Source organism: Streptomyces sp. WM4235 (assembly GCF_001279725.1).
In the GTDB taxonomy this organism is placed as follows: domain Bacteria; phylum Actinomycetota; class Actinomycetes; order Streptomycetales; family Streptomycetaceae; genus Streptomyces.
In genome coordinates this window covers 55,664-75,621 of record NZ_LGDE01000337.1, presented here as the reverse complement: position 1 = coordinate 75,621, position 19,958 = coordinate 55,664, and the positions used below count along the sequence as shown (strand labels likewise).

Genomic DNA, 19,958 nt, shown 5'->3' with positions numbered 1-19,958 from the left:
GCGCCGCCCGTTCGGGGTCGAACGGTCGGGGTCGAACGGTGCGGCGGCGGACGGACGTTGCCCCGCGCCGTACGAACCGTCAGGCCTGCGATGCCGTCAGGCCCGTGCCGCCGTCAGGCCTTGGGCGTCCGGCGGCGCACCAGCCGCCGTCCCGCCATGACCAGGACCGTCCCGCCCGCCAGCACCAGGGCGCCCTTCGCGAAGCTGCCCTTGTCCTGCGGGCCCTGCGTCTCCGACGCCGCGGCCGGCGACCCGGGTCGGGCCGGCGCCCGGGTGCCGCCGGAGGGAGCCGGGGCGGCGCCCGCCCGCGCGGGCACCGGTACCGCCACCACCCGGCTGCCCGCCCCCTCCGCCCCGAACATCAGCGCCGTGCCGTCCGCCGTGTACGTCACCGACTCCGCCTGGCCCTGCCACGGTGCGGCCACCCCCTCGCCGGAGCCCACCGGCCGGCCGTCCTTCCACGCCCACGTCCGCGCGAAGAAGTACCCGCGCAGGGTCAGCGCGCCGCCGTCCGGCGAGAACGCGCCGTCGGTCACCCACGGCAGGTCCGCGACCCGCCGGAACACGTTCGGCGCACCGGTGGTGAGCCGGCTCGGCCCCTCGTACAGACCGCCCTTGTTCTCGTCCTTGCTCGCGATGTACACCCGCCCCGTCACCGGATGCACCATCAGGGCCTCCGCGTTCCGCGGCCCGTCGGCGTACGTCACCGTGAACTGCTCGGCCCTGACCGTCGCGTCGGCCAGCACCTTCGGCTCGGGGAAGCGGTAGATCCACACGTGGTCCCAGGTGCCGCCCTTGTTGTCCCCGACGTCGCCGACGTACAGCTGCCCGTCCGGCCCCAGCGAGATGGCCTCGACGTCGCGCGGCCGGCCGATCCCGGTGAGGGTCACCCGGGCCACGGTCCTCCCGCTCGCGGAGTCCACGGCGTACACGTACGGACCGTCGTCGCTGTCGTTGTGCGTCCAGTACACGCCCGGGTGGATCCGGCTGGCCGTCAGCCCGCTGGACTCCTTGATCCGGGGGTCGGTGATCGTGAACCCGGAGGGGGTGTCGGCCGCCGCGGCCGGTCCCGCCGGCACGGCGAGGACGAGGGCGGCGGAGCAGGCGGTCAACGTCGGGAGCAGGCGCATCCCCCAAGCCTGCCGGCCCCTGCCGCGTGTCCGGCATCACAGGGGTACCTGTCGCATGATCCGCGATGATGACCGGATGCGTTTCATGTTCGTCGGCGACTCCATGACCATCGGACGCGCCGGCGACTACACCTGGCGCTACCGGATGTGGCAGCACCTCAACGCCACGATGGGCGGGCCGTACGCGATCGTCGGCCCGCGCGGCGAGGTGTACGACACCCTCACCGACGCACCCACCAGCCACGAGTACGCCGACCCGGGCTTCCCCGCCGCCGCCCGCCGGCACCTTGCCGGTTGGGGCGAGGGGTGGCAGCACATGGCCCCGCTCATCGGACCGGCCGTCCGCGAGGGCCGGGCCGACGTCCTGCTGGTCTCGCTCGGCCTCATCGACCTCGGCTTCTACACGAAGGCCGAGCAGACCGCCGACAACGTCCGCCTCTTCGTCGCGCGGGCCCGCGCCGCCCACCCCGGTGTGCGCATGGTCCTGTTGCCCGTCATCCCCAACGTCCGGGCCGAGTCGGACGCACCGTTCGCCGCCGAGGTCGCGCGCTTCAACGAGCTGCTGGCGAAAGCGGTCGCCGACCTGTCCACCGACGCCTCGCCGATCCTGCTGGCCGCCCGCCCGCAGGCGTACGACATCCACCGCGACACCTACGACGGCACGCACCCCAACGCCTCCGGGGAGCACCGGTTGGCGGGGGAGTTCGCCGCGGCCCTGCACCAGGCGTGGGGCATCGGCGGCCCCTACCGGGGCCTGTGACACGCCCCTCACGTGCGAGTACAGGTCGGCCGACCTTGAGGCCGGAGCCGTCGCCCCCGTCGACGGGGGCGACGGCCGATGTACTACCGGATCACCAGGCGAAGGCTTCCGGGGACGGCCCCGGCCCGGGGAAGATCTCGTCCAGCCCGGCCAGCACCTCCTCGCCCAGCTCCAGCTCCAGCGCGCGCAGGGCGCTCTCCAACTGCTCGGCCGTGCGCGGGCCGACGATGGGGCCCGTCACACCCGGCCGGGTGAGCAGCCAGGCCAGGGCGGTCTCGCCGGGCTCCAGGCCGTGCTTGTCGAGCAGGTCCTCGTACGCCTGCACCTGGGCCCGGACCGTGCTGTTGGCCAGCGCGTCCGCGGACCGCCCGGAGGCGCGCCGGCCGCCCTCGACCTCTTTCTTGATGACCCCGCCCAGCAGGCCGCCGTGCAGCGGGGACCAGGGGATGACCCCGAGGCCGTACTCCTCGGCGGCCGGGATGACCTCCATCTCCGCGCGGCGCTCGGCGAGGTTGTAGAGGCACTGCTCGCTGACCAGGCCGACCATCGCGCGCCGGGCGGCCGTCTCGTTCGCCTGGGCGATCTTGTAGCCGGGGAAGTTGGAGGATCCGGCGTAGAGGATCTTGCCCTGCCGGATGAGCACGTCCACGGCCTGCCAGATCTCCTCGAAGGGGGTCCGGCGGTCGACGTGGTGGAACTGGTAGAGGTCGATGTGGTCGGTCTGGAGCCGCTTGAGGCTGGCCTCGACGGCCCGGCGGATGTTCAGCGCCGACAGGCGGTCCTCGTTGGGCCAGGTGTCGCCCTCGCGGGACATGGAGCCGTAGACCTTGGTGGCGAGGACCGTCTTCTCGCGCCGGCCACCGCCCTGCGCGAACCAGGTGCCGATGATCTCCTCGGTGCGGCCCTTGTTCTCACCCCACCCGTACACGTTGGCCGTGTCCACGAAATTCAGACCCGCGTCGAGGGCGGCGTCCAGGATTCCGTGGCTGGTCGGTTCGTCTGTCTGCGGACCGAAGTTCATCGTGCCGAGTACAAGTCGGCTGACCTTGAGTCCGGTGCGTCCGAGCTGTGTGTACTTCATGGGCACAAGCCAACTGCTTCGAGTCCACTCCAGGCAAGGCCTGCCGTGCGGCAGGCCTTGGCACGGCAGCGGAAGGGGCGGGCGGCTACTGGCCGACGGCCGCCGCCACGGCGACGACGACGAACATCAACACGAGCACACCGGCCATGACACGGTTTCTGGTCTTCGGATCCACCCGTCGAGACTAACGCGGCGGCACCCGGCCCTCGGGCCGGGGGTCACGAGACGTGGGTCATGCCGGGCCACGCCCCGGCGCCACGCACCGCGGTCAGCGGGTCGCCGCGGCCAGCGGCCAGGCGCCGACCACCTCGTAGCGGGGTTGTTCGCCCGGGATCCCGCTCACCGGCAGGTCGCTGCGCACGAGGCTGAGGGCGTCGACCCGCCAGGGCGCGCCCTCGAAGCCGGCGAGGGACTCCAGCAGGGGGCCCAGGTCCACGCCGCCGCCGGTCCGGCCGCGGGCCAGGGTCAGGTGGGGCGTGTACCGGTGGTGCTGCTCCATCGGGACCCCGGCCCGTCGGGCGGCGGCGTCCGCGCGTTCCGCGAGCATCCGCATCCCGTCGAGCCCGCCGGCGGCCCCGGCCCACAGGGTGTTCGCCCCGAAGTGCCCCGCGCCGTGGATCCGCAGCGAGAACGCCTCGGTGCGCGCGGCGGCGCGGGCCAGGCGGGCGTGCAGGTCGGGGAGCACGGTCTCGCGGACCTCGCCCATGAAGGCGAGGGTGAAGTGCCAGCCGGCCTCCGCGGTCCAGCGCAGGCCCGGTTCGTGCGGCAGGGCCCGTACGGCGTCCCGCAGCGCGGCGACGGCGGGTGGGGGCGGCATCACGGCGGCGAACAGCCTCATGCCCCGACGTTAGCGCGACCGGTCCGGCCGGGGGTGCCTCCGCCGGCCGGATCGGGGCGGCGGAGGCGGCGCGGGTCAGGCCGCGGCGACCAGTTCGCGGGTGCGGTCCGAGGGAACGAACGCCACTCCGCGCCGGCTCACGTGCAGGCGCAGGTTGCCGACCCGGGACAGCACCACCGCGATGGCGAGGGCGGCGGCCAGGGAGATCAGACCGCCGACGGCCATGCCGGCGCGCGCCCCGTACGTGTCGGTGATCCAGCCGACCAGCGGTGCTCCCACGGGGGTGCCGCCGGTGAACACCATCATGAACAGGGCCATGACGCGGCCCCGCATCTCGGGGTCGGTGGCCATCTGCACGCTGGAGTTCGCGGTGACGTTGACCGTCAGGCCGAACATGCCGATGGGCACGAGCAGCGCCGCGAACAGCCAGAACCCCGGTGCGAACGCGGTCACGGTGAGCAGCAGCCCGAACAGCACGGCGGCCGCCACGAGCACCCGCAGCCGGGAGTGGCCGCGCCTGGCCGCCAGCAGGGCGCCGGCCAGGGAGCCGGCCGCGATCAGGGTGTTGAACAGCCCGTAGGTGCCGGCGTCGCCGTGGAAGACGTCGCTGACGAAGGCCGACAGCCAGATCGGGAAGTTGAACCCGAAGGTCCCGATGAAGCCGACCAGCACGATGGGCCAGATCAGCTCCGGTCGGCCCGCGACGTAGCGCAGGCCCTCGCGCAGTTGTCCCTTGGCGCGCGGCTGCGGCACCACCGGGTGGAGTTCGCTCGTCCGCATCATCAGCAGGCCGGCGATGGGGGCGGCGAAGGACAGCCCGTTCAGCAGGAAGGCCCAGCCGGAGCCGACGGCGGTGATCAGCACGCCGGCGATGGCCGGACCGACCAGCCGCGCGGACTGGAAGTTGGCGGAGTTCAGGCTGACCGCGTTGGCGACCTGGTCCTTGCCGACCATCTCGGAGACGAACGTCTGGCGCGCCGGGTTGTCCACGACGGTGACGAGGCCGAGCAGGAAGGCGGCGAGGTACACGTGCCAGACCTGGACGTTGCCGGCCAGGGTGAGCGCGGCGAGCGCGACGCCGGTCAGGCCCATGGCGCTCTGGGTGGCCAGCAGCAGCGGCCGCTTGGGCAGCCGGTCGGCGAGTACGCCTCCGTAGAGGCCGAACATCAGCATCGGCAGGAACTGCAGGGCGATGGTGATGCCGACGGCCGAGGCGGAGCCGGTCAGGGAGAGGACGAGCCAGTCCTGGGCGATGCGCTGCATCCAGGTGCCGGTGTTCGAGACGACCTGTCCCGTGGCGAAGAGCCGGTAGTTGCGGATCTTCAGCGAGCTGAACATGGACTGCTTGTGCCCAGTCGCGTCGTCGGTGGTGGATATGTGGCCGGGTGCGGAGTTTGCTCCGGTTCCCGTACTCAAAAGTGTCGCCTCCTGGCGTGTGCGGTTACAGGTGCGCGAGCTTCTCCAGGACGGGCGCGGCCTCGCGGAGCTTGGCCCATTCGTCCTCGGTCAGCTCGGCCGCGAGCCCGGCCAGGAAGGCGTTGCGCTTGCGACGGCTCTCTTCGAGCATCGCTTCGGCCTCCTCGGTCTGGCTGACCACCTTCTGGCGGCGGTCGTCGGGGTGCGGCTCCAGCCTGACCAGTCCCTTGGCTTCCAGCAACGCGACGATGCGGGTCATCGACGGCGGCTGGACGTGCTCGCGCCGGGCCAGTTCACCGGGGGTGGCCTGGCCGCAGCGGGCGAGTGTGCCGAGCACCGACATCTCGGTCGGGCTCAGTGACTCGTCGACCCGCTGGTGCTTGAGTCGGCGGCCCAGCCGCATGACGGCGGAGCGGAGATCGTTCACGGCGGCGGCGTCGTCACCGTGGGAAAGGTCGGGCATGTTCCTTAGAATAACTCATTACTCTTCCTAAGGAACACCCGGTTTCAGGCGTCACACCTCACACCATGCGCGGGTTGCGTCACTGTCACTCGTACGGGTGAGTTGGTTCCGAAAAGCGACCCGCGTTCACGGCTCGTGCCCCGACTCTTTCGGCATGGGGACACATGTGCTGAGCATGCGCATAGACGGGGAGCTGCTCGAACGCCTCCGGACTCATGCGGCCAAACGCGGAATGAGCGTCCAGGACTATGTGGTCCGGACGCTCATTCGCGATGATTTCGACGAGCGGTTCAAGACGGCCGTCGACGAGACGGAGAAGTTCTACGGGCTCACCTGAGGGTGCCCCCGTGAGCTCCGTGAGGATGTCCGGGCCGGTTGGTCCGTTCGGGCTACGTCAGGCCGAGCGCGGGCATCGCGTAGTAGAAGACGAACACCGCCGCGACGACGTACATGGCGGGCGGGACCTCGCGGGCCCGGCCGGTCGTCAGGCGCAGGACGCAGAAGCTGATGAAGCCGATGCCGATGCCGTTCGTGATCGAGTAGGTGAAGGGCATCATCACCATGGCCAGGAAGGCCGGGACGGCGATGGTGAAGTCGTTCCAGTCGATGTCCCTGATCGATCCGGCCAGGATCAGGAAGCCCACCGCGATCAGCGCGGGGGTCGCCGCCTGGGACGGCACCATGGTCGCCAGCGGCGTGAGGAACAGCGACACGGCGAAGAGGCCGCCCGTCACGACGTTCGCCAGGCCCGTGCGGGCGCCCTCGCCGACGCCGGCCGTGGACTCCACGAAGCAGGTGGTGGCGGAGGAGGAGGTCGCGCCGCCCGAGGCGACGGCCAGCCCGTCGATCAGCAGCACCCGGTTGATGCCGGGGAAGGTGCCGTCCGGCCGCGTCAGCTTGGCCTCGTCGCCGACGCCCAGGATGGTGCCCATGGCGTCGAAGAAGCAGGACAGCAGCACGGTGAAGACGAACAGGACGCCGGTGAGCATCCCGACCTTCTCGAAGCCGCCGAAGAGGCTGACCTGACCCACGAGCCCGAAGTCGGGCGCGGCCACCGGGTTGCCGGGCCACTCCGGCACGGTCAGACCCCAGGCGAGGCCCGGCAGGTCGGCGACCAACTGCACGACGACCGCGATCACGGTCATGACGACGATGGAGATCAGGATCGCGCCGGGGGTCTTGCGGATCAGCAGGGTGAGCGTGAGCAGCACGCCGAGCACGAAGATCAGTACGGGCCAGCCGTCCAGGTGGCCGTTGCCGCCGAGCTGGAGCGGGACCGTGGTGTGCGCGGCGTCCGGGATGCGGGTGACGAAGCCCGAGTCGACCAGGCCGATCAGCATGATGAACAGGCCGATGCCGATCGCGATGCCCTTGCGCAGGCCCAGCGGGACGGCGTTCATGACCCGCTCGCGCAGGCCGGTCGCGACCAGCAGCATCACGACGAAGCCGGCCAGCACCACCATGCCCATGGCGTCGGGCCAGCTCATCCGGGGGGCGAGCTGGAGGGCCACGACGGTGTTGACGCCGAGGCCGGCCGCGAGCGCGATGGGGACGTTGCCGATGACCCCCATGAGCAGGGTGGAGAACGCGGCCGTCAGGACCGTGGCGGTGACGAGCTGGCCGCCGTCGAGCTGGTGGCCGTACATGTCCTTCGCGCTGCCCAGGATGATCGGGTTGAGCACGATGATGTAGGCCATCGCGAAGAAGGTCGCCAGGCCGCCCCGGACCTCGCGGGCGACGGTCGAACCACGCTCCGAGATCTTGAAGTGGCGATCCAGGGCGTTGGTGGGGGCCGCGGCGGGTGCCGAGGTGCTCATGCGGTCCTCAAGGGGTCATTTGGTGGTTCGTACGAGTAAATCCGGTCGCAGGCAAACCGTTTCAGTATGAACACATGAGCGACGGAGCGTCCATCTCCGCGCGTAGACCGCGATTCGCGCCGCCTAGACTTGGACACATGGCGAAATGGACCGCACAGCACGAGGCCCCCGAGCCCCTGGAGGGCCCCGTCGTCGCGACCGTCGTCGGCGGCACGATCATCTGGTTCGTCCTCTTCCTCGTTCAGCTCCCCTTCTACGGGTGGTTCGCCGACCGGGGCATGTTGTGGTGGGTCTGGACCCCGCTCGCCGGCGCGGCCCTCGGCCTGTTCGGCATCTGGTACGCCCGAGGTCGCGAGGCGGCGATCAAGCGCCACAAGGAACAGCAGGCCGCGGAAGCCGGCGGGACGGGCGCGGCCGGAGCACGGTAGGTCCCCGGGGTCCAGTCCCCCTTCGTCGCCCTCGCCGAGGGCGAGGGGAGTCCCGAGGGAGGATTCGGGTCATCCCGAAGTCGGATCTTCGTCCTGCTCGGCGGGTGAAGCGTTCGAAGGCCCTTTACCGTCGAAAGCATGACGCAGCGGGCAGAGACCGAATCCGAGGGACCGCGGCCGACCGGCAGGGGCGGCGCGGGTGCCGGCGCCGCCGGCCGCGCCCCGGTCGGCACGGCCATCGACGCGGGGTCCGAACTGGACCCGGTCCACCCGATCAAGCCGCCCGCTCCCCGCTTCAAGCCGGGCGGACTGAGCACCGCCGAGGTCGCCGAACGCGTCGCGCGCGGAGAAGTCAACGACGTCCCCGTGCGGTCCTCGCGGTCCACCTCCGAGATCGTCCGCGCGAACGTCTTCACCCGCTTCAACGCCATCATCGGCGTGCTCTGGGTGATCATGCTGATCGTCGCCCCGATCCAGGACAGCCTGTTCGGCTTCGTGATCATCGCGAACACCGGCATCGGCATCATCCAGGAACTGCGCGCCAAGAAGACCCTCGACGGACTCGCCGTCATCGGCGAGGCCAAACCGAGCGTCCGCCGCGACGGCGCCACCGGCGAGATCTCCACCTCCGAGATCGTCCTCGACGACGTCATCGAGCTCGGACCCGGCGACAAGGTCGTCGTCGACGGGATCGTCGGCGAGGCCGACGGACTGGAGATCGACGAATCCCTCCTCACCGGCGAGGCCGACCCGGTGCTGAAGAAGCCCGGCGACCCCGTCATGTCCGGCTCCTTCGTGGTCGCCGGCGGCGGCGCCTTCACCGCCACCAAGGTCGGCCGCGAGGCCTACGCCGCCCAGCTGGCCGAAGAGGCCTCCCGCTTCACGCTCGTCCACTCCGAGCTGCGCTCCGGCATCTCCACCATCCTCAAGTACGTCACCTGGATGATGATCCCGACCTCGATCGGCCTGATCATCAGCCAGCTCGTCGTCAAGGACAACAACCTCAAGGACGCCATCGCCCGCACCGTCGGCGGCATCGTCCCGATGATCCCCGAGGGCCTCGTCCTGCTGACCTCGGTCGCCTTCGCCATCGGCGTCATCCGGCTCGGCCGCAAGCAGTGCCTCGTCCAGGAACTCCCCGCCATCGAGGGCCTCGCCCGCGTCGACGTGGTCTGCCTCGACAAGACCGGCACCCTCACCGAGGGCGGCATGGACGTCACCGAGCTGCGCCCCCTCGGCGGCGCGGACCCGGCCTACGTGCAGAAGGTCCTGGGCGCGCTCGGCGAGTCCGACCCCCGCCCCAACGCCAGCCTCCAGGCCATCATCGACGCCTACCCCGACAGCGCCGACTGGCGGTGCACGGAGTCGCTGCCCTTCTCCTCGGCCCGCAAGTACAGCGGCGCCGGCTTCAGCGAGGGCGACGGCGAGAACACCACCTGGCTGCTCGGCGCCCCCGACGTGCTCCTCCCGGCCGGGGACCCGGCCCTCGACGAGATCAACGCCCTCAACGAGGAGGGGCTGCGCGTCCTCCTGCTGGCCCGCTCCGGACGCGAACTCGACGACCCGGCCGTGGCCGTCGGGGTCAAGCCCACCGCCCTGGTCGTCCTGGAACAGCGGCTGCGCCCCGACGCCGCCGACACCCTGCGCTACTTCGAGGACCAGGACGTCAAGACCAAGGTCATCTCCGGTGACAACGCGGTCTCCGTCGGCGCGGTCGCCGGCAAGCTCGGCCTGCCGGGCGCGCAGAACACGGTCGACGCCCGCAAGCTGCCGACCGACCAGGTGGAGATGGCCCGGGTCCTCGACGAGAACGCCGTGTTCGGGCGGGTCACCCCGCAGCAGAAGCGGGACATGGTCGCCGCCCTCCAGTCCAAGGGCCACACGGTCGCGATGACCGGCGACGGCGTCAACGACGTGCTCGCCCTCAAGGACGCCGACATCGGCGTGAGCATGGGCTCCGGCTCCGAGGCGACCCGGGCCGTGGCCCAGATCGTGCTCCTCAACAACAGCTTCTCCACCCTGCCCTCGGTGGTCGCGGAGGGCCGCCGGGTCATCGGCAACATCACCCGGGTCGCGACGCTCTTCCTCACGAAGACGGTCTACTCGGTGCTGCTGGCCGTCCTCGTGGTCTGCTCGCAGGTCGAGTACCCGTTCCTGCCGCGCCACCTGACGCTGCTCTCCACCCTCACCATCGGCATCCCGGCCTTCTTCCTGGCCCTGGCACCGAACAAGGAACGCGCGAAGCCGCACTTCGTGAAACGGGTGATGCGCTACGCGATCCCCGGCGGCGTGATCGCCGCCATCGCCACCTTCGTGACGTACCTCATCGCCCGCCACCACTACAGCGGCCCCAACGCCCTGGAGGCCGAGACCAGCGCGGCGACGCTGGCGCTGTTCCTGACCTCCATGTGGGTCCTGGCGATCATCGCCCGCCCCTACACCTGGTGGCGGGTCGCCCTGGTCGGCGCGATGGGCGCGGCGTTCCTGATCGTCCTCGTCGTGCCCTGGCTCCAGGAGTTCTTCGAACTGAAGCTGGTCGGCGCCGCGATGCCGTGGACGGCCGTCGGCATCGCCGTGATCGCGGCGGCCCTGATCGAGTTCACCTTCAGGTGGGTCGACCGGAAGTTCCCGGCCTGACCCACCCGAACGGCCCGCCCCACCCGAACGGCCCGCCCCACCCGCAGGGCCCGCCCCACCCGCAGGGGGCGGGCGGAGTCCGTCGAGGCGGACCCGCGCGTCAGTCGAACCAGCGGTCGCGGGCCAGTTCCGCCGTCCGCGACGGATCCTCCAGCAGGGCCGCGACCTCGAAACGACGCGGCCACTGGCCCGCCGCCCAGGCCAGGCCCGCCGCCACGCCCTCCAGGGTCGAGGCGTGCAGGGTGCCGTCCGGGGTGCGGCGCCAGTCGAGCTCGGTGCCGCCCGCCACGAGTTCCTCGTGCTCGACGTAACTGAGCGGGGTGGCCGGACCCAGCAGCTGGAGCACCGACTCCGGGACCTCGTGCTCCTCGCCCGGCGTGCTGACCTCGGCCGGCACGGTGTCCGACAGTCGGCGTACCTGGAGCAGCTCCGCCAGGTCGGCGGCGCGCACCGGGGCGACCGGCAGCAGCGGCAGCCCGGCCGTCAGCGGCAGCAGGTCGGGGGCGTCCGCGATCACCGCGTCGGCCGCGTCCACCACGCGGACCTCGCCGTCCACCACCACCCGCAGGTCGTTGGGGAGGGTGACCTGCTCGGGGTCCAGATCGGCCAGCGCCCCGTACAGGGCGTGCAGTTGCCGGTCGGAGACCTCGCGGTCCGGGTCGGCGAGCCGGCCCAGGAGTTCGGCCGCGCCGCCGGGCTCGTCGAGCAGGGCCGCCACGGTGGTGCGTACGCCGAGGGCGCGCAGCACCTGCTCGTCCTCGAACCCGGTCGCGTCCGCCGAGGTGTACAGGCCCGCGAGCAGCGGGTCGCCGCCGGCCGCGCGCAGTCCCGCCGGGCGGCGGCCGTCGAGCACCGGGTGGTCGCGCAGCCACCAGGCGGTGTACGAGCGCACGGAGCGGGTGGTGCCGTCCGGCAGCAGCACCCGCACGGGCTGGGTGAGGGCGTCGCGCAGCGGGGGCTGGGCGAGCATGGCCAGCGCCTGCGGCCAGCAGTCGTCGTCGACCAGGTCGAGGTCCCGTACGGCGATCAGCTCGGTGGCGACCGGCGGCAGCGGGGTGTCCGGCAGCTGGTCCAGCAGGTCCTCGCACCACACGTCCACCGCGTCGAGCAGGCCCGCGTCGTCCGGTTCGGCGAAGTCCCCGTCGCGGGGCTCCAGTTCGTCGGGGTCCAGGACCACGTCGGTGGCGCGCACCAGCTGGAACGTGGCCAGCACCCCGACGGCGGTCAGGGTGTCGGCGTCCCAGCGTTCGGCCAGCTCGGCGTCCAGGCAGGGCACCTCGTCCTCACGGATGACCGAGGCCAACGGCGAGCCGGGCAGCAGGAGTTCGCCCGCCGGGGTGAGTTCCCCGTCCTCGTCGGGGAGCGCCAGCGCGCCCAGCCAGGGTTCGTCGCCGGGCGCCAGGTCGGCGTCGCGGACCAGGGTCAGGACGATCTCGACGAGTTCGTCGGAGTCGACGCCGTCCTCGTCCCAGATCTCGCCGGCGTCCATGGAGGCGGCCACGGCCGCCCGGACCTGCGGGGTGGTCAGCACGGAGCGCGGGGTCGCCGGGAGCGCGCCCAGCTTCTCCAGCAGCGGGTGCGCCGCCTCCGCGTGGGCCACCTTCAGGCCGAGCCGGGCCAGGCTCGGCGGGGTGTCGGCGCCGGGCAGCAGGATGTGCCGGGGGCCGATGGCGGTGCGTCCGTCGGCCAGCGGCACGGGCAGCCCCGACAACCGGTCGGGGTCCACGCCGGCGAGGCTGTCGTACAGCCGGTACCACCACTCGGGGGTCCGCTCGATGCCCGCGATCCGCTCGATGGCGTCGCCCAGCGGAAGCCGGCCGACGCCCAGGGTGCGCAGTTCGGCGCGGCGTTCCAGCCCGGCGGGCAGTAGCGTCGGCAGCACCTCGGCGAGGACGTTCACGGTGTCGGAACCGGCGCCCTCCACCACCTCGGCCTCGAAGGGCCGCAGGGCGTGGCGTTCCTCGGCCGTCTCGGGGGAGGGGGTCTCGGCGGGGGCGGCCGGCGCGAGGAACGCCGTACGGGGCAGCCGCTCGATCACGGCCGCGCGCAGGTCCCCGTCCAGCGGGCCCTTGCCGAGCGGGCCGGGCACCAGGTCCACGAGGCCGGTGCTCACCGGGTCCCAGGAGCCGAGGAGTTCGGCGTACGCGTCGGCGGCCCGCTGCACGAGGAAGTCGGTCAGCGGCCCCGGCGCGGGATGCCGGCGGCTGGTGTCCAACGGCAGCGAGGCGATCAGCAGGGCGGGGATGCCCAGCGGCTCGTCGGTCGGGGTCGGCGCGTGCACCACCGGCGCGGTGAGCGGGTGCACGGGCGCCCCGTCGGCGTCCACGGGCGCCGCCCAGGTGATCGTCCAGGTGGGGCGCAGTCGTTCCTCGACGGGCCGGTCGGCGAGCAACTCCTTGGCGATGGGGCCGTGGTGGCGCACGGTGCGCCAGCGGTGGGTGCCGGAGGCGGAGTCCTCGATGACGGTGTACGGGCCCTCGGCGCGCCGGTACAGCACGCGGTGTCCGCCGGCGGGGGTCTCCACGACGACCTCGCGCAGCCCGGGGAGGGTCAGCAGCAGGGCGTCGTCGATGCCGGCCAGCAGCCGTTCCACCAGCTCCTCGGCGGCGCCGTCGCGCAGCGGCAGCACCACGACGGTGTCGTACCCCTCGGGGGCGGTGCCCTCGGCGGGCAACGGCAGGCGCAGCAGCGGTACGTGGCCGTCGCGGCGACGCAGCTCGTCGCCGAGTCCGGGGCTGCCGTTGGCGGCGTCCCGGGCCAGTTCGCGGGCCTCGGCCAGGGACCAGCGGACACCGCCGTGCCGGCCGAGCACCGCCGGTTCGTCGGAGACCGCCAGGACGGCGGCGAAGCCGACGCCGAAGCGACCCACGGTCTCCGCCGAGCCGGCCGCACCGTTCGCCGCGTCCCCGCCGGCACCGGCGGGTTCCCGCTTCGCGGAGGCGCGCAGCGTGCTCAGCGACTCCACGCCCGTGGCGTCCAGCGGGGCACCGGTGTTGGCGACGGCGAGCACCGCGGGCCCGCCCTCGCCCGGGTGCAGGGTGATCCGCAGCCGGCCCGGGACGCGGGCGCGGGCCGCCGCGTCGGCGGCGTTCTGGGCCAGTTCCACGACGAGCCGGTCCCGGTAGCCGCCGAGCGCCAGGTCCTCCTCGGCGTTGGCGTCCTCGCGGAACCGGGAGGGGCCCGCGCCCCAGGCGTCGAGCACCCCGCGCCGCAGCCGGGCCGTGCCGAAGGGGTCCACGCCACCCTGGGCCGCCGTTACTCGCACGCTCACGCCGCTGCCTCCAAGAATTGCCGAGCCGAACCGGGCCGAACTCCTGAAGGTATCGCGTGCCGGGCTACTCCCGGCCGGTGAGGTGCGCGTACACGACCACGTTGGAGTCCCAGTGACGGTCCGCGGTGAGGGCTCCGCCGCAGGTGATCAGGCGCAGTTCGGCCTTGCCGCGGGTGTCCCCGTAGACCTTGTCGGTGGGGAACGCGTCCTTCTTGTAGGTGTCCACCGCGTCGACGGCGAAGACGGCGGTGCTGCCGTCGGTGCGGTGGACCCGGATCGGCTCGTCCTTCCTCAGCTTCTTGAGGTTGAAGAAGACGGCCTCGGGGGCCTGCGGGGTGTCCATGTGGCCGACGATGGCGGCGGCGCCGGCCTCGCCCGGTGTCGGACCGTCCTTGTACCAGGCGGCGTCCTTCGGCTTCGCGAAGTCCGGTTCCCGCATCACCCCTTCGGCGTCGAGCCCGACGGTGTCGAGCGGGGCGTCGACGTGGATGTCGGGGATCGCGACGCGGTCCGGGACGGAGGGCTTCAGCACGTCGGCCCGGTGGGCCGCGGACGCCGCGGACGCGGTGTCCGTGTCGGCGGCGGAGGAGCAGCCGGAGGCGAGGACGACGGCGAGGCCGGCGGTGCCCGCCAGGGCGGCCGCGCGGCGTGCGCGGCCGCCCCGGCGGAGGGTGGGCAGGTCAGCCATTGCGGGTCGCGTCCTGGACGGTCCCGGCGTCGGTCCCGGTGGCGGCGAGGGGGGCCTGGCCGGTGTTCACGGAGCCCTTGGGCTTCTTGTGCTCGCTCGGCTTCAGCGGGGTCACCGGCTTCACGGGGGTCACCGGCTTCACGTCGGGCTTCTTGTCGTGGCCGGAGGCCTCGGTGGAGAACTTCACGGTGTCGAACTTCTTGCCGCCGGCGAAGGCGTCCACGCCGTAGTAGCCGGTCTTGACGTCGTTCGCGACGACGGCGGTGCCGGTCCAGGTGCCCTTGCCGTCGCTCGTGAGGTTGACCTGGCCGCCGGCGAAGGCGCCGGACTTCACCTGGGCGCTCTTGTCACCGGCGCCCGTGGTGACGGTGACGGCCACCTTGTCGCCGGGGCGGCCGAAGTCCTTGGACAGGCGCAGGGTGGGGGACTGCGGCTTCGGGTCCGGCGCGCCGGCCCTGACCGTCAGCTGCGCGGTGGCCCGCACCTTGCCGCCCGGGGCCGAACCGGTGAGGGCGACGCCGTAGTTCCCGTCCTTGACGTCGGCGACCTTGGCGGTGCCCGTCCAGGTGGTGCCGCTCTTGCCCTCGGTCAGCTTGACGTCGCCCAGTGCGGCGGAGGAGACGGCCAGGGAGGTGGAGCCCTCGGGGGCGGTGACGCCGATCTCCACGCTCGCGCCCGGCTTGGCGGTGGAGGCGGAGAGCTTCAGGCTCGCGTCGGTGGTGCCGGTCTTCGCCCCGCCGTCGGTGCCGGTGCTCGCGCTGCTCGTGGGGGTCGGGTGGGGAGCGTCGGCGGCGAACGCGGTGCCGGTGACGCCGAGGGCCATCGACGAGGCGAGGACGATGCCCGAGATGGTGAATGCCTTGCGCATGGAGTTCCTCCTGAACGGGCCGGGGTTCGTTCCCGGCACACCAGACATGAGGGACATCCGGGGCGCTTTGGTTGCAGGGGCGGCGCGGGCCCCGAGGGGGCCCGGCCGAAGGTCCCTCAGGGGGAAGCCGCAGGCCGCAGCGGCCTGCGGGGCGTTCCGTTTGCGGGCTCTTTGCCCCGATTTTTGGGACCAAGGTCCCGGAGCGGAAGCCGCCCCGGGACCCGCGAACGCCGAGGCCCCCGGCGACGCGAACGTCACCGGGGGCCTCGGGGGGAACGGGGGAGGGAACGGATCAGAGCTTCTCGATCACGTGGTCGATGCAGGCGGTCAGCGCCTGCACGTCCGCCGGGTCGATCGCGGGGAACATCGCGACGCGCAGCTGGTTGCGACCGAGCTTGCGGTACGGCTCGGTGTCCACGATGCCGTTGGCGCGCAGCACCTTGGCGACCGCCGCCGCGTCGATGTCGTCGGAGAAGTCGATCGTGCCGATGACCGCGGACCGCTTGTCGGCGTCCGTGACGAACGGGTTCGCGTACTTCGACGCCTCCGCCCAGCCGTAGAGGTTGCGCGCGCTGGCCGCCGTACGACCGGTCGTGAACTCCAGGCCGCCCTGGCTGTTCATCCACTCCAACTGCTGGTCCAGCAGGAAGAGGGTGGACAGCGCAGGGGTGTTGTACGTCTGGTTCTTCAGCGAGTTGTCGATCGCCGTCGGCAGCGAGAAGAACTCCGGGATGTGCCGGCTGCCGGAGGCGTGCACGCGCGCCGCGCGTTCCAGCGCCGCCGGGGAGAACGCCGCCAGCCACAGGCCGCCGTCCGAGGCGAAGGACTTCTGCGGGGCGAAGTAGTAGACGTCGGTCTCGGTGATGTCCACCGGCAGACCGCCGGCGCCCGAGGTCGCGTCCACCAGGACGAGCGAACCGGCATCGGCGCCCGCGACCCGCTTGATCGGCGCCGCGACGCCCGTCGAGGTCTCGTTGTGCGTGTACGCGTACACGTCCACGCCGGCCTCGGCGACCGGCTCGGGGTGCGTGCCCGGCTCCGAGGAGATCACGGACGGCGCGTCCAGCCACGGCGCGAGCTTCGCGGCGGTGGCGAACTTGGAGGAGAACTCACCGAAGGTGAGGTGCTGGGACTTCTTCTCGATGAGCCCGGCGGTCGCGATGTCCCAGAAGGCGGTGGAGCCGCCGTTGCCCAGGATCACCTCGTAGCCCTCGGGGAGGGAGAAGAGGTCCCGGAGCCCCTGCCGCACCGAGCCGACCAGGTTCTTGACCGGGGCCTGGCGGTGGGAGGTTCCGAGCAGGGAGGTACCGGTGGCGGCCAGGGCGTCGAGCGCCTCGGTCCGCACCTTGGAGGGGCCCGCGCCGAAGCGTCCGTCGGCGGGCTTGATGTCAGCGGGAATCTGGATCTCAGCCACGAGCGGAGCGTATCGGGTCCCGGACGCGGTCTCGGAGCCGCGTCCATTCGGTGAGACGCGGTGTTCCGGAGGGCGGGTGCTCGACCGGGCGTCCGGTGCGGAGGGCGTCCGCGGGGCCCGGCGGGCCCGTCACCTCGCGCAACGCGCGGCCGCCGGCTTCCGCCGGGGGTGCGGTGGTGTGACCAATGTAAGGCGGGACACGGCTTGCCACCCGTTACAGACGGCTTAGCCTGGGGAGATGACCGCGTCCACTCCTCCCGTGTCCCCACGCACCTCCCGTCCCGCGACCGCGCCCGCCCCGAGCCCCGCCGAGGCGGCCGCGTCCGGTGGTGCCCGCGCCCGTCTCGGGCCGGTCGCGCTGGTGGTCTCGGCCGGGGTCTCCGTGCAGTTCGGCGCGGCCCTCGCGGTCATGATCATGCCGAGGGCCGGCGCGGCGGGCGTGGTCACGCTCCGGCTGGCGGCCGCGGCGCTGGTCCTGCTGGTCCTGTGCCGCCCCAAGGTGCGCGGGTACAAGCGCGCCGACTGGACCACCGTCCTGTGGTTCGGCGTGACCATGGCCGGCATGAACGGCCTCTTCTACCAGGCCATCGACCGCATCCCGCTCGGCCCGGCCGTGACCCTGGAGGTCCTCGGCCCGCTCGCCCTCTCGGTGGTCGTCTCCCGCCGCCTCGTCAACGTCCTGTGGGCGGGCCTGGCCCTGGCGGGGGTCGTGCTCCTCGCCGGCCACGGGGGCGGCGGCTTCGGCGGGCTCGATCCGCTGGGCGCGGCGTTCGCGCTCGGAGCCGGCGCGATGTGGGCGGCGTACATCGTGTTCAGCGCGCGTACGGGGCGTCGGTTCCCGCAGGCGGACGGCCTGGCCCTGGCCATGGCGGTCGCCGCGGTCCTCTGTCTGCCCCTGGGCATCGTCGAGGCGGGCTCCGACCTCCTGGTGCCGAGCACCCTGGCGCTCGGTCTGGGCGTCGCCGTGATGTCCTCGGTGCTGCCCTACACGCTGGAGCTGCTGGCCCTGCGCAAGCTGCCCGCCCCGACCTTCGCGATCCTGATGAGCCTGGAGCCGGCCATCGCCGCGACCGCCGGCTTCCTGGTCCTGCACCAGGCCCTGTCCGCCCTGGACGCCCTCGCCATCGCCCTGGTGATCGCGGCGAGCATGGGCGCGGTCCGCTCCCAGATCGGCAAGCGGGCCCTGACGACCCCCTGAGCCGTCTCCCCTTCCCGGGACGCCTCCCGCCCCGCCGCCCACGAGAGGGCGGCGGGGCGGTTCCGTACCCGCGGGGAGGCGGACGGGTCTCACGCCGCGTCGGCTCAGCCGAGCGGCAGGTCCAGGAAGGACGGCGTGGCCTCCGGGGAGGTGAAGGCCAGCGTGGCGCGCGGCAGGTTGGCGTCGCCGTAGAAGGGGTCGCGGCCGTCGATCACCAGCAGCAGCCGGTGCCCGCGCGGGACGTCGTACGCCGTCGCCTGGAGTTCGATGTCCGCGCCGATGAGGCTGTCCGGGGGCGAGTCGAGGTCGCTGAACGGGGCGTGGGTGACGAGGTGGGCGCTCCCGTCGGGCGCCATGTCGAGCAGGTACGCGACGAAGGTGGACCCGGGGTTCGCCGCCCGGTACGTCACCCGCAGGCGGGGCGTGCCCCGCAGCCGGGCGGTCTCCTCCTCGGGCGGCGCCGCCCAGACGGCCGCCACGCCGCGGTCGATGGCACCGGTCGGGTAGACCTTCGGCCGCCCGGCCATCTCCGCGTAGCCGGACGTCACGATCGCGTCGGCGACGGTCGCCGGGGTGTCCACCCCGCACACCACGCCCGCCGTCCAACCGGCCTCGGGCTTGTGCGCCAGCTCGCCACCGCCCGTCAGGTGGACGCGGCGGGTCCGGTCGGTGAGCGCGGACCAGCCGGCACGCGACTCCAGACCCTTGCCCCACATCACCTCGCTGACCACCTGGGCCTGGTCGGCGACGCCGTTGTCGATGCCCCTCAGGTGGTGGTCGAACCAGCGGTGGGCGTCCGTCCAGATCCGGTTCGGCAGGCCGAGCATGCCGGACATCTCGGGCCCGGAGTGGTCACCGATGGAGAGGTCGAGGCGCTTGGGGCCGGTCAGTTCGTTGAACATCCGCACGGTCTGATTGCCCGGGAAGAGCGTCTCGTGCCAGGCCTGCGCGAAGAGGATGGGGACCTGGCGCCGGTTGAGCTCCTTGACGTGCGTGAGGGGCGAGCGCTGCTCCGCCCACCGCAGGGTCCCCTCGATGTCGCGGTCGGCCAGCACGTTCTCGAAGACGCTTCGCGTCCGGGCGCTCAGTCGGGCCCGCGCGGCGGCGCTCTGGAGGGCCTTCACGGCGGCGACGTGGCGGGTCGAGTTCTCGAAGAAGGCCGCCCCGAGGTCGCCCCAGGTGCTGAGCGCGACGACCGCGTCCACGCGGGTGTCGTGCGCGGCGACGAGCTGGCTGATGCCGGAGCCGTAGGAGTCCCCTAGGAAGCCGATTCCGGTGATCGGCCCGGCCGTCCGCTCGACGATGTGGTCCAGGGCGCGACTGCCGTCCGCGACGTCGAGCGGCCCCGCCACGTCGACCTGGCCCTCGGAACCGGCGAACCCGCGGGCGGTGTAGGCGAGGACGTTGTAGCCGCGCGCCGCGAACAACGCGCCCTGGACGGCGTACGCGAGCCAGCCCAGGTTCGACCACGGCGAGGGCATCACGATCACCGGCCGGGGGTCCGACCCGGTGTGCCGCCAGAGCGCGGCGTCGAGCAGGTCCCCGTCGGCGCCCGTCACCTTGCCGCGGTTGAACACGGAGACGGACCGGACCTCGACGACGTCGGCGGCGCGGGAGGGGGACAGGCCGGTGAGGTCGCCGGTTTCGAGGGCGGTGACGAAGGCGTGCAGGGCGTTCGCGTCGAGTTCGGGGTAGAGGGAGAAGTCGGCTGAGTTCACGTACGTCACGTCGGTTCATCCTCTTCGTCGAGTGCGATGACATGAACGGATGCGCGCTCTGGGCCCGGAGCGAAGCACTCAGTATCGGCGCGACGACGGAGAGTCGCGCCGCGTTCCCGGCGTACGGCCGGATTCGCCCCCGGGGGCTGCGCCGGACCTGCCCGCCGCGTCCCTCGCCGGACCGGTCGGGGATCAAACCTTTGCCGTTGAGGCAAGTTGGATGGGCCGGCG

General features: G+C 72.5%; 16 protein-coding genes. 5 read left to right on the top strand and 11 right to left on the bottom strand.

The features are described 5' to 3' along the window. Positions 1 to 113: 113 nt before the first annotated feature. On the bottom strand, positions 114 to 1,130 hold the full coding sequence (locus ADK55_RS21365) for a hypothetical protein (RefSeq protein WP_053681059.1): 1,017 nt from the start codon (positions 1,128 to 1,130) through the stop codon (positions 114 to 116). A 76-nt stretch (positions 1,131 to 1,206) separates the two neighbouring features. On the opposite strand from ADK55_RS21365, the gene ADK55_RS21360 reads away from it, so the two are divergent. Further along, on the top strand, positions 1,207 to 1,890 hold the full coding sequence (locus ADK55_RS21360; RefSeq protein WP_053681057.1) for a GDSL-type esterase/lipase family protein: 684 nt from the start codon (positions 1,207 to 1,209) through the stop codon (positions 1,888 to 1,890). A gap of 91 nt (positions 1,891 to 1,981) precedes the next feature. Here the strand turns inward: ADK55_RS21360 and ADK55_RS21355 are convergent, their stop codons facing one another. The 4 genes from ADK55_RS21355 to ADK55_RS21340 form a co-directional block, all read right to left on the bottom strand. After that, complete coding sequence (locus ADK55_RS21355; protein WP_053681055.1) at positions 1,982 to 2,971, bottom strand: aldo/keto reductase; 990 nt, start codon at positions 2,969 to 2,971, stop codon at positions 1,982 to 1,984. Positions 2,972 to 3,239: 268 nt separating this feature from the next. After that, the gene (gene thpR / locus ADK55_RS21350) at positions 3,240 to 3,809 is read right to left on the bottom strand and encodes an RNA 2',3'-cyclic phosphodiesterase (protein ID WP_053681053.1); all 570 of its coding nucleotides are present in this window, start codon (positions 3,807 to 3,809) and stop codon (positions 3,240 to 3,242) included. Between the two features lie 75 nt (positions 3,810 to 3,884). After that, the gene (locus ADK55_RS21345) at positions 3,885 to 5,225 is read right to left on the bottom strand and encodes an MFS transporter (RefSeq protein WP_266970356.1); all 1,341 of its coding nucleotides are present in this window, start codon (positions 5,223 to 5,225) and stop codon (positions 3,885 to 3,887) included. Positions 5,226 to 5,250: 25 nt separating this feature from the next. After that, positions 5,251 to 5,688, bottom strand: coding sequence for a MarR family winged helix-turn-helix transcriptional regulator (locus ADK55_RS21340; RefSeq protein ID WP_053681049.1), 438 nt, complete (start codon positions 5,686 to 5,688; stop codon positions 5,251 to 5,253). A gap of 154 nt (positions 5,689 to 5,842) precedes the next feature. Between ADK55_RS21340 and ADK55_RS36640 the strand changes: the two genes are divergently transcribed. Continuing rightward, positions 5,843 to 6,025 carry a ribbon-helix-helix protein, CopG family gene (locus ADK55_RS36640; protein WP_078999227.1) on the top strand — a complete coding sequence of 61 codons (183 nt, stop codon included), beginning with the start codon at positions 5,843 to 5,845 and terminating at the stop codon, positions 6,023 to 6,025. Between the two features lie 52 nt (positions 6,026 to 6,077). Here ADK55_RS36640 and ADK55_RS21335 read toward each other — a convergent pair whose 3' ends face one another. Next, positions 6,078 to 7,505 carry an NCS2 family permease gene (locus tag ADK55_RS21335; protein WP_053681047.1) on the bottom strand — a complete coding sequence of 476 codons (1,428 nt, stop codon included), beginning with the start codon at positions 7,503 to 7,505 and terminating at the stop codon, positions 6,078 to 6,080. 137 nt (positions 7,506 to 7,642) lie between these two features. Here ADK55_RS21335 and ADK55_RS21330 point away from each other — a divergent pair, with 137 nt between their 5' ends. Continuing rightward, entirely contained in the window at positions 7,643 to 7,933 is a 291-nt protein-coding gene (locus ADK55_RS21330; RefSeq protein WP_053681045.1) for a DUF2530 domain-containing protein, read from the top strand. A 138-nt stretch (positions 7,934 to 8,071) separates the two neighbouring features. Next, entirely contained in the window at positions 8,072 to 10,570 is a 2,499-nt protein-coding gene (locus tag ADK55_RS21325; RefSeq protein ID WP_053681043.1) for a cation-translocating P-type ATPase, read from the top strand. 100 nt (positions 10,571 to 10,670) lie between these two features. On the opposite strand, the gene ADK55_RS21320 is transcribed toward ADK55_RS21325, so the two are convergent. From ADK55_RS21320 to serC, 4 genes are all read right to left on the bottom strand, one after another. Continuing rightward, complete coding sequence (locus tag ADK55_RS21320) at positions 10,671 to 13,841, bottom strand: sacsin N-terminal ATP-binding-like domain-containing protein (RefSeq protein ID WP_078999225.1); 3,171 nt, start codon at positions 13,839 to 13,841, stop codon at positions 10,671 to 10,673. A 64-nt stretch (positions 13,842 to 13,905) separates the two neighbouring features. Continuing rightward, complete coding sequence (locus ADK55_RS21315) at positions 13,906 to 14,529, bottom strand: class F sortase (protein WP_078999224.1); 624 nt, start codon at positions 14,527 to 14,529, stop codon at positions 13,906 to 13,908. Then, positions 14,522 to 15,397, bottom strand: coding sequence for a hypothetical protein (locus ADK55_RS21310; protein ID WP_053681040.1), 876 nt, complete (start codon positions 15,395 to 15,397; stop codon positions 14,522 to 14,524). The genes ADK55_RS21315 and ADK55_RS21310 overlap by 8 nt, the downstream gene beginning before the upstream one ends. A gap of 292 nt (positions 15,398 to 15,689) precedes the next feature. Continuing rightward, complete coding sequence (gene serC, locus ADK55_RS21305) at positions 15,690 to 16,811, bottom strand: phosphoserine transaminase (RefSeq protein ID WP_053681038.1); 1,122 nt, start codon at positions 16,809 to 16,811, stop codon at positions 15,690 to 15,692. Between the two features lie 238 nt (positions 16,812 to 17,049). On the opposite strand from serC, the gene ADK55_RS21300 reads away from it, so the two are divergent. After that, entirely contained in the window at positions 17,050 to 18,009 is a 960-nt protein-coding gene (locus ADK55_RS21300; protein WP_053681036.1) for an EamA family transporter, read from the top strand. 104 nt (positions 18,010 to 18,113) lie between these two features. Here the strand turns inward: ADK55_RS21300 and ADK55_RS21295 are convergent, their stop codons facing one another. Next, on the bottom strand, positions 18,114 to 19,736 hold the full coding sequence (locus ADK55_RS21295) for a CocE/NonD family hydrolase (RefSeq protein WP_234350187.1): 1,623 nt from the start codon (positions 19,734 to 19,736) through the stop codon (positions 18,114 to 18,116). Between the last annotated feature and the right edge of the window lie 222 nt (positions 19,737 to 19,958).

Bases quoted from the DNA above. Each gene is read 5' to 3' on its own strand.
- ADK55_RS21335 (WP_053681047.1), bottom strand. From the start codon at position 7,505: ATGAGCACCTCGGCACCCGCCGCGGCCCCCACCAACGCCCTGGATCGC.
- ADK55_RS36640 (WP_078999227.1), top strand. From the start codon at position 5,843: ATGGGGACACATGTGCTGAGCATGCGCATAGACGGGGAGCTGCTCGAA.
- thpR (WP_053681053.1), bottom strand. From the start codon at position 3,809: ATGAGGCTGTTCGCCGCCGTGATGCCGCCCCCACCCGCCGTCGCCGCG.
- ADK55_RS21325 (WP_053681043.1), top strand. From the start codon at position 8,072: ATGACGCAGCGGGCAGAGACCGAATCCGAGGGACCGCGGCCGACCGGC.
- ADK55_RS21355 (WP_053681055.1), bottom strand. From the start codon at position 2,971: ATGAAGTACACACAGCTCGGACGCACCGGACTCAAGGTCAGCCGACTT.
- ADK55_RS21310 (WP_053681040.1), bottom strand. From the start codon at position 15,397: ATGCGCAAGGCATTCACCATCTCGGGCATCGTCCTCGCCTCGTCGATG.
- ADK55_RS21300 (WP_053681036.1), top strand. From the start codon at position 17,050: ATGACCGCGTCCACTCCTCCCGTGTCCCCACGCACCTCCCGTCCCGCG.
- ADK55_RS21330 (WP_053681045.1), top strand. From the start codon at position 7,643: ATGGCGAAATGGACCGCACAGCACGAGGCCCCCGAGCCCCTGGAGGGC.
- ADK55_RS21315 (WP_078999224.1), bottom strand. From the start codon at position 14,529: ATGGCTGACCTGCCCACCCTCCGCCGGGGCGGCCGCGCACGCCGCGCG.
- ADK55_RS21360 (WP_053681057.1), top strand. From the start codon at position 1,207: ATGCGTTTCATGTTCGTCGGCGACTCCATGACCATCGGACGCGCCGGC.
- ADK55_RS21365 (WP_053681059.1), bottom strand. From the start codon at position 1,130: ATGCGCCTGCTCCCGACGTTGACCGCCTGCTCCGCCGCCCTCGTCCTC.
- ADK55_RS21340 (WP_053681049.1), bottom strand. From the start codon at position 5,688: ATGCCCGACCTTTCCCACGGTGACGACGCCGCCGCCGTGAACGATCTC.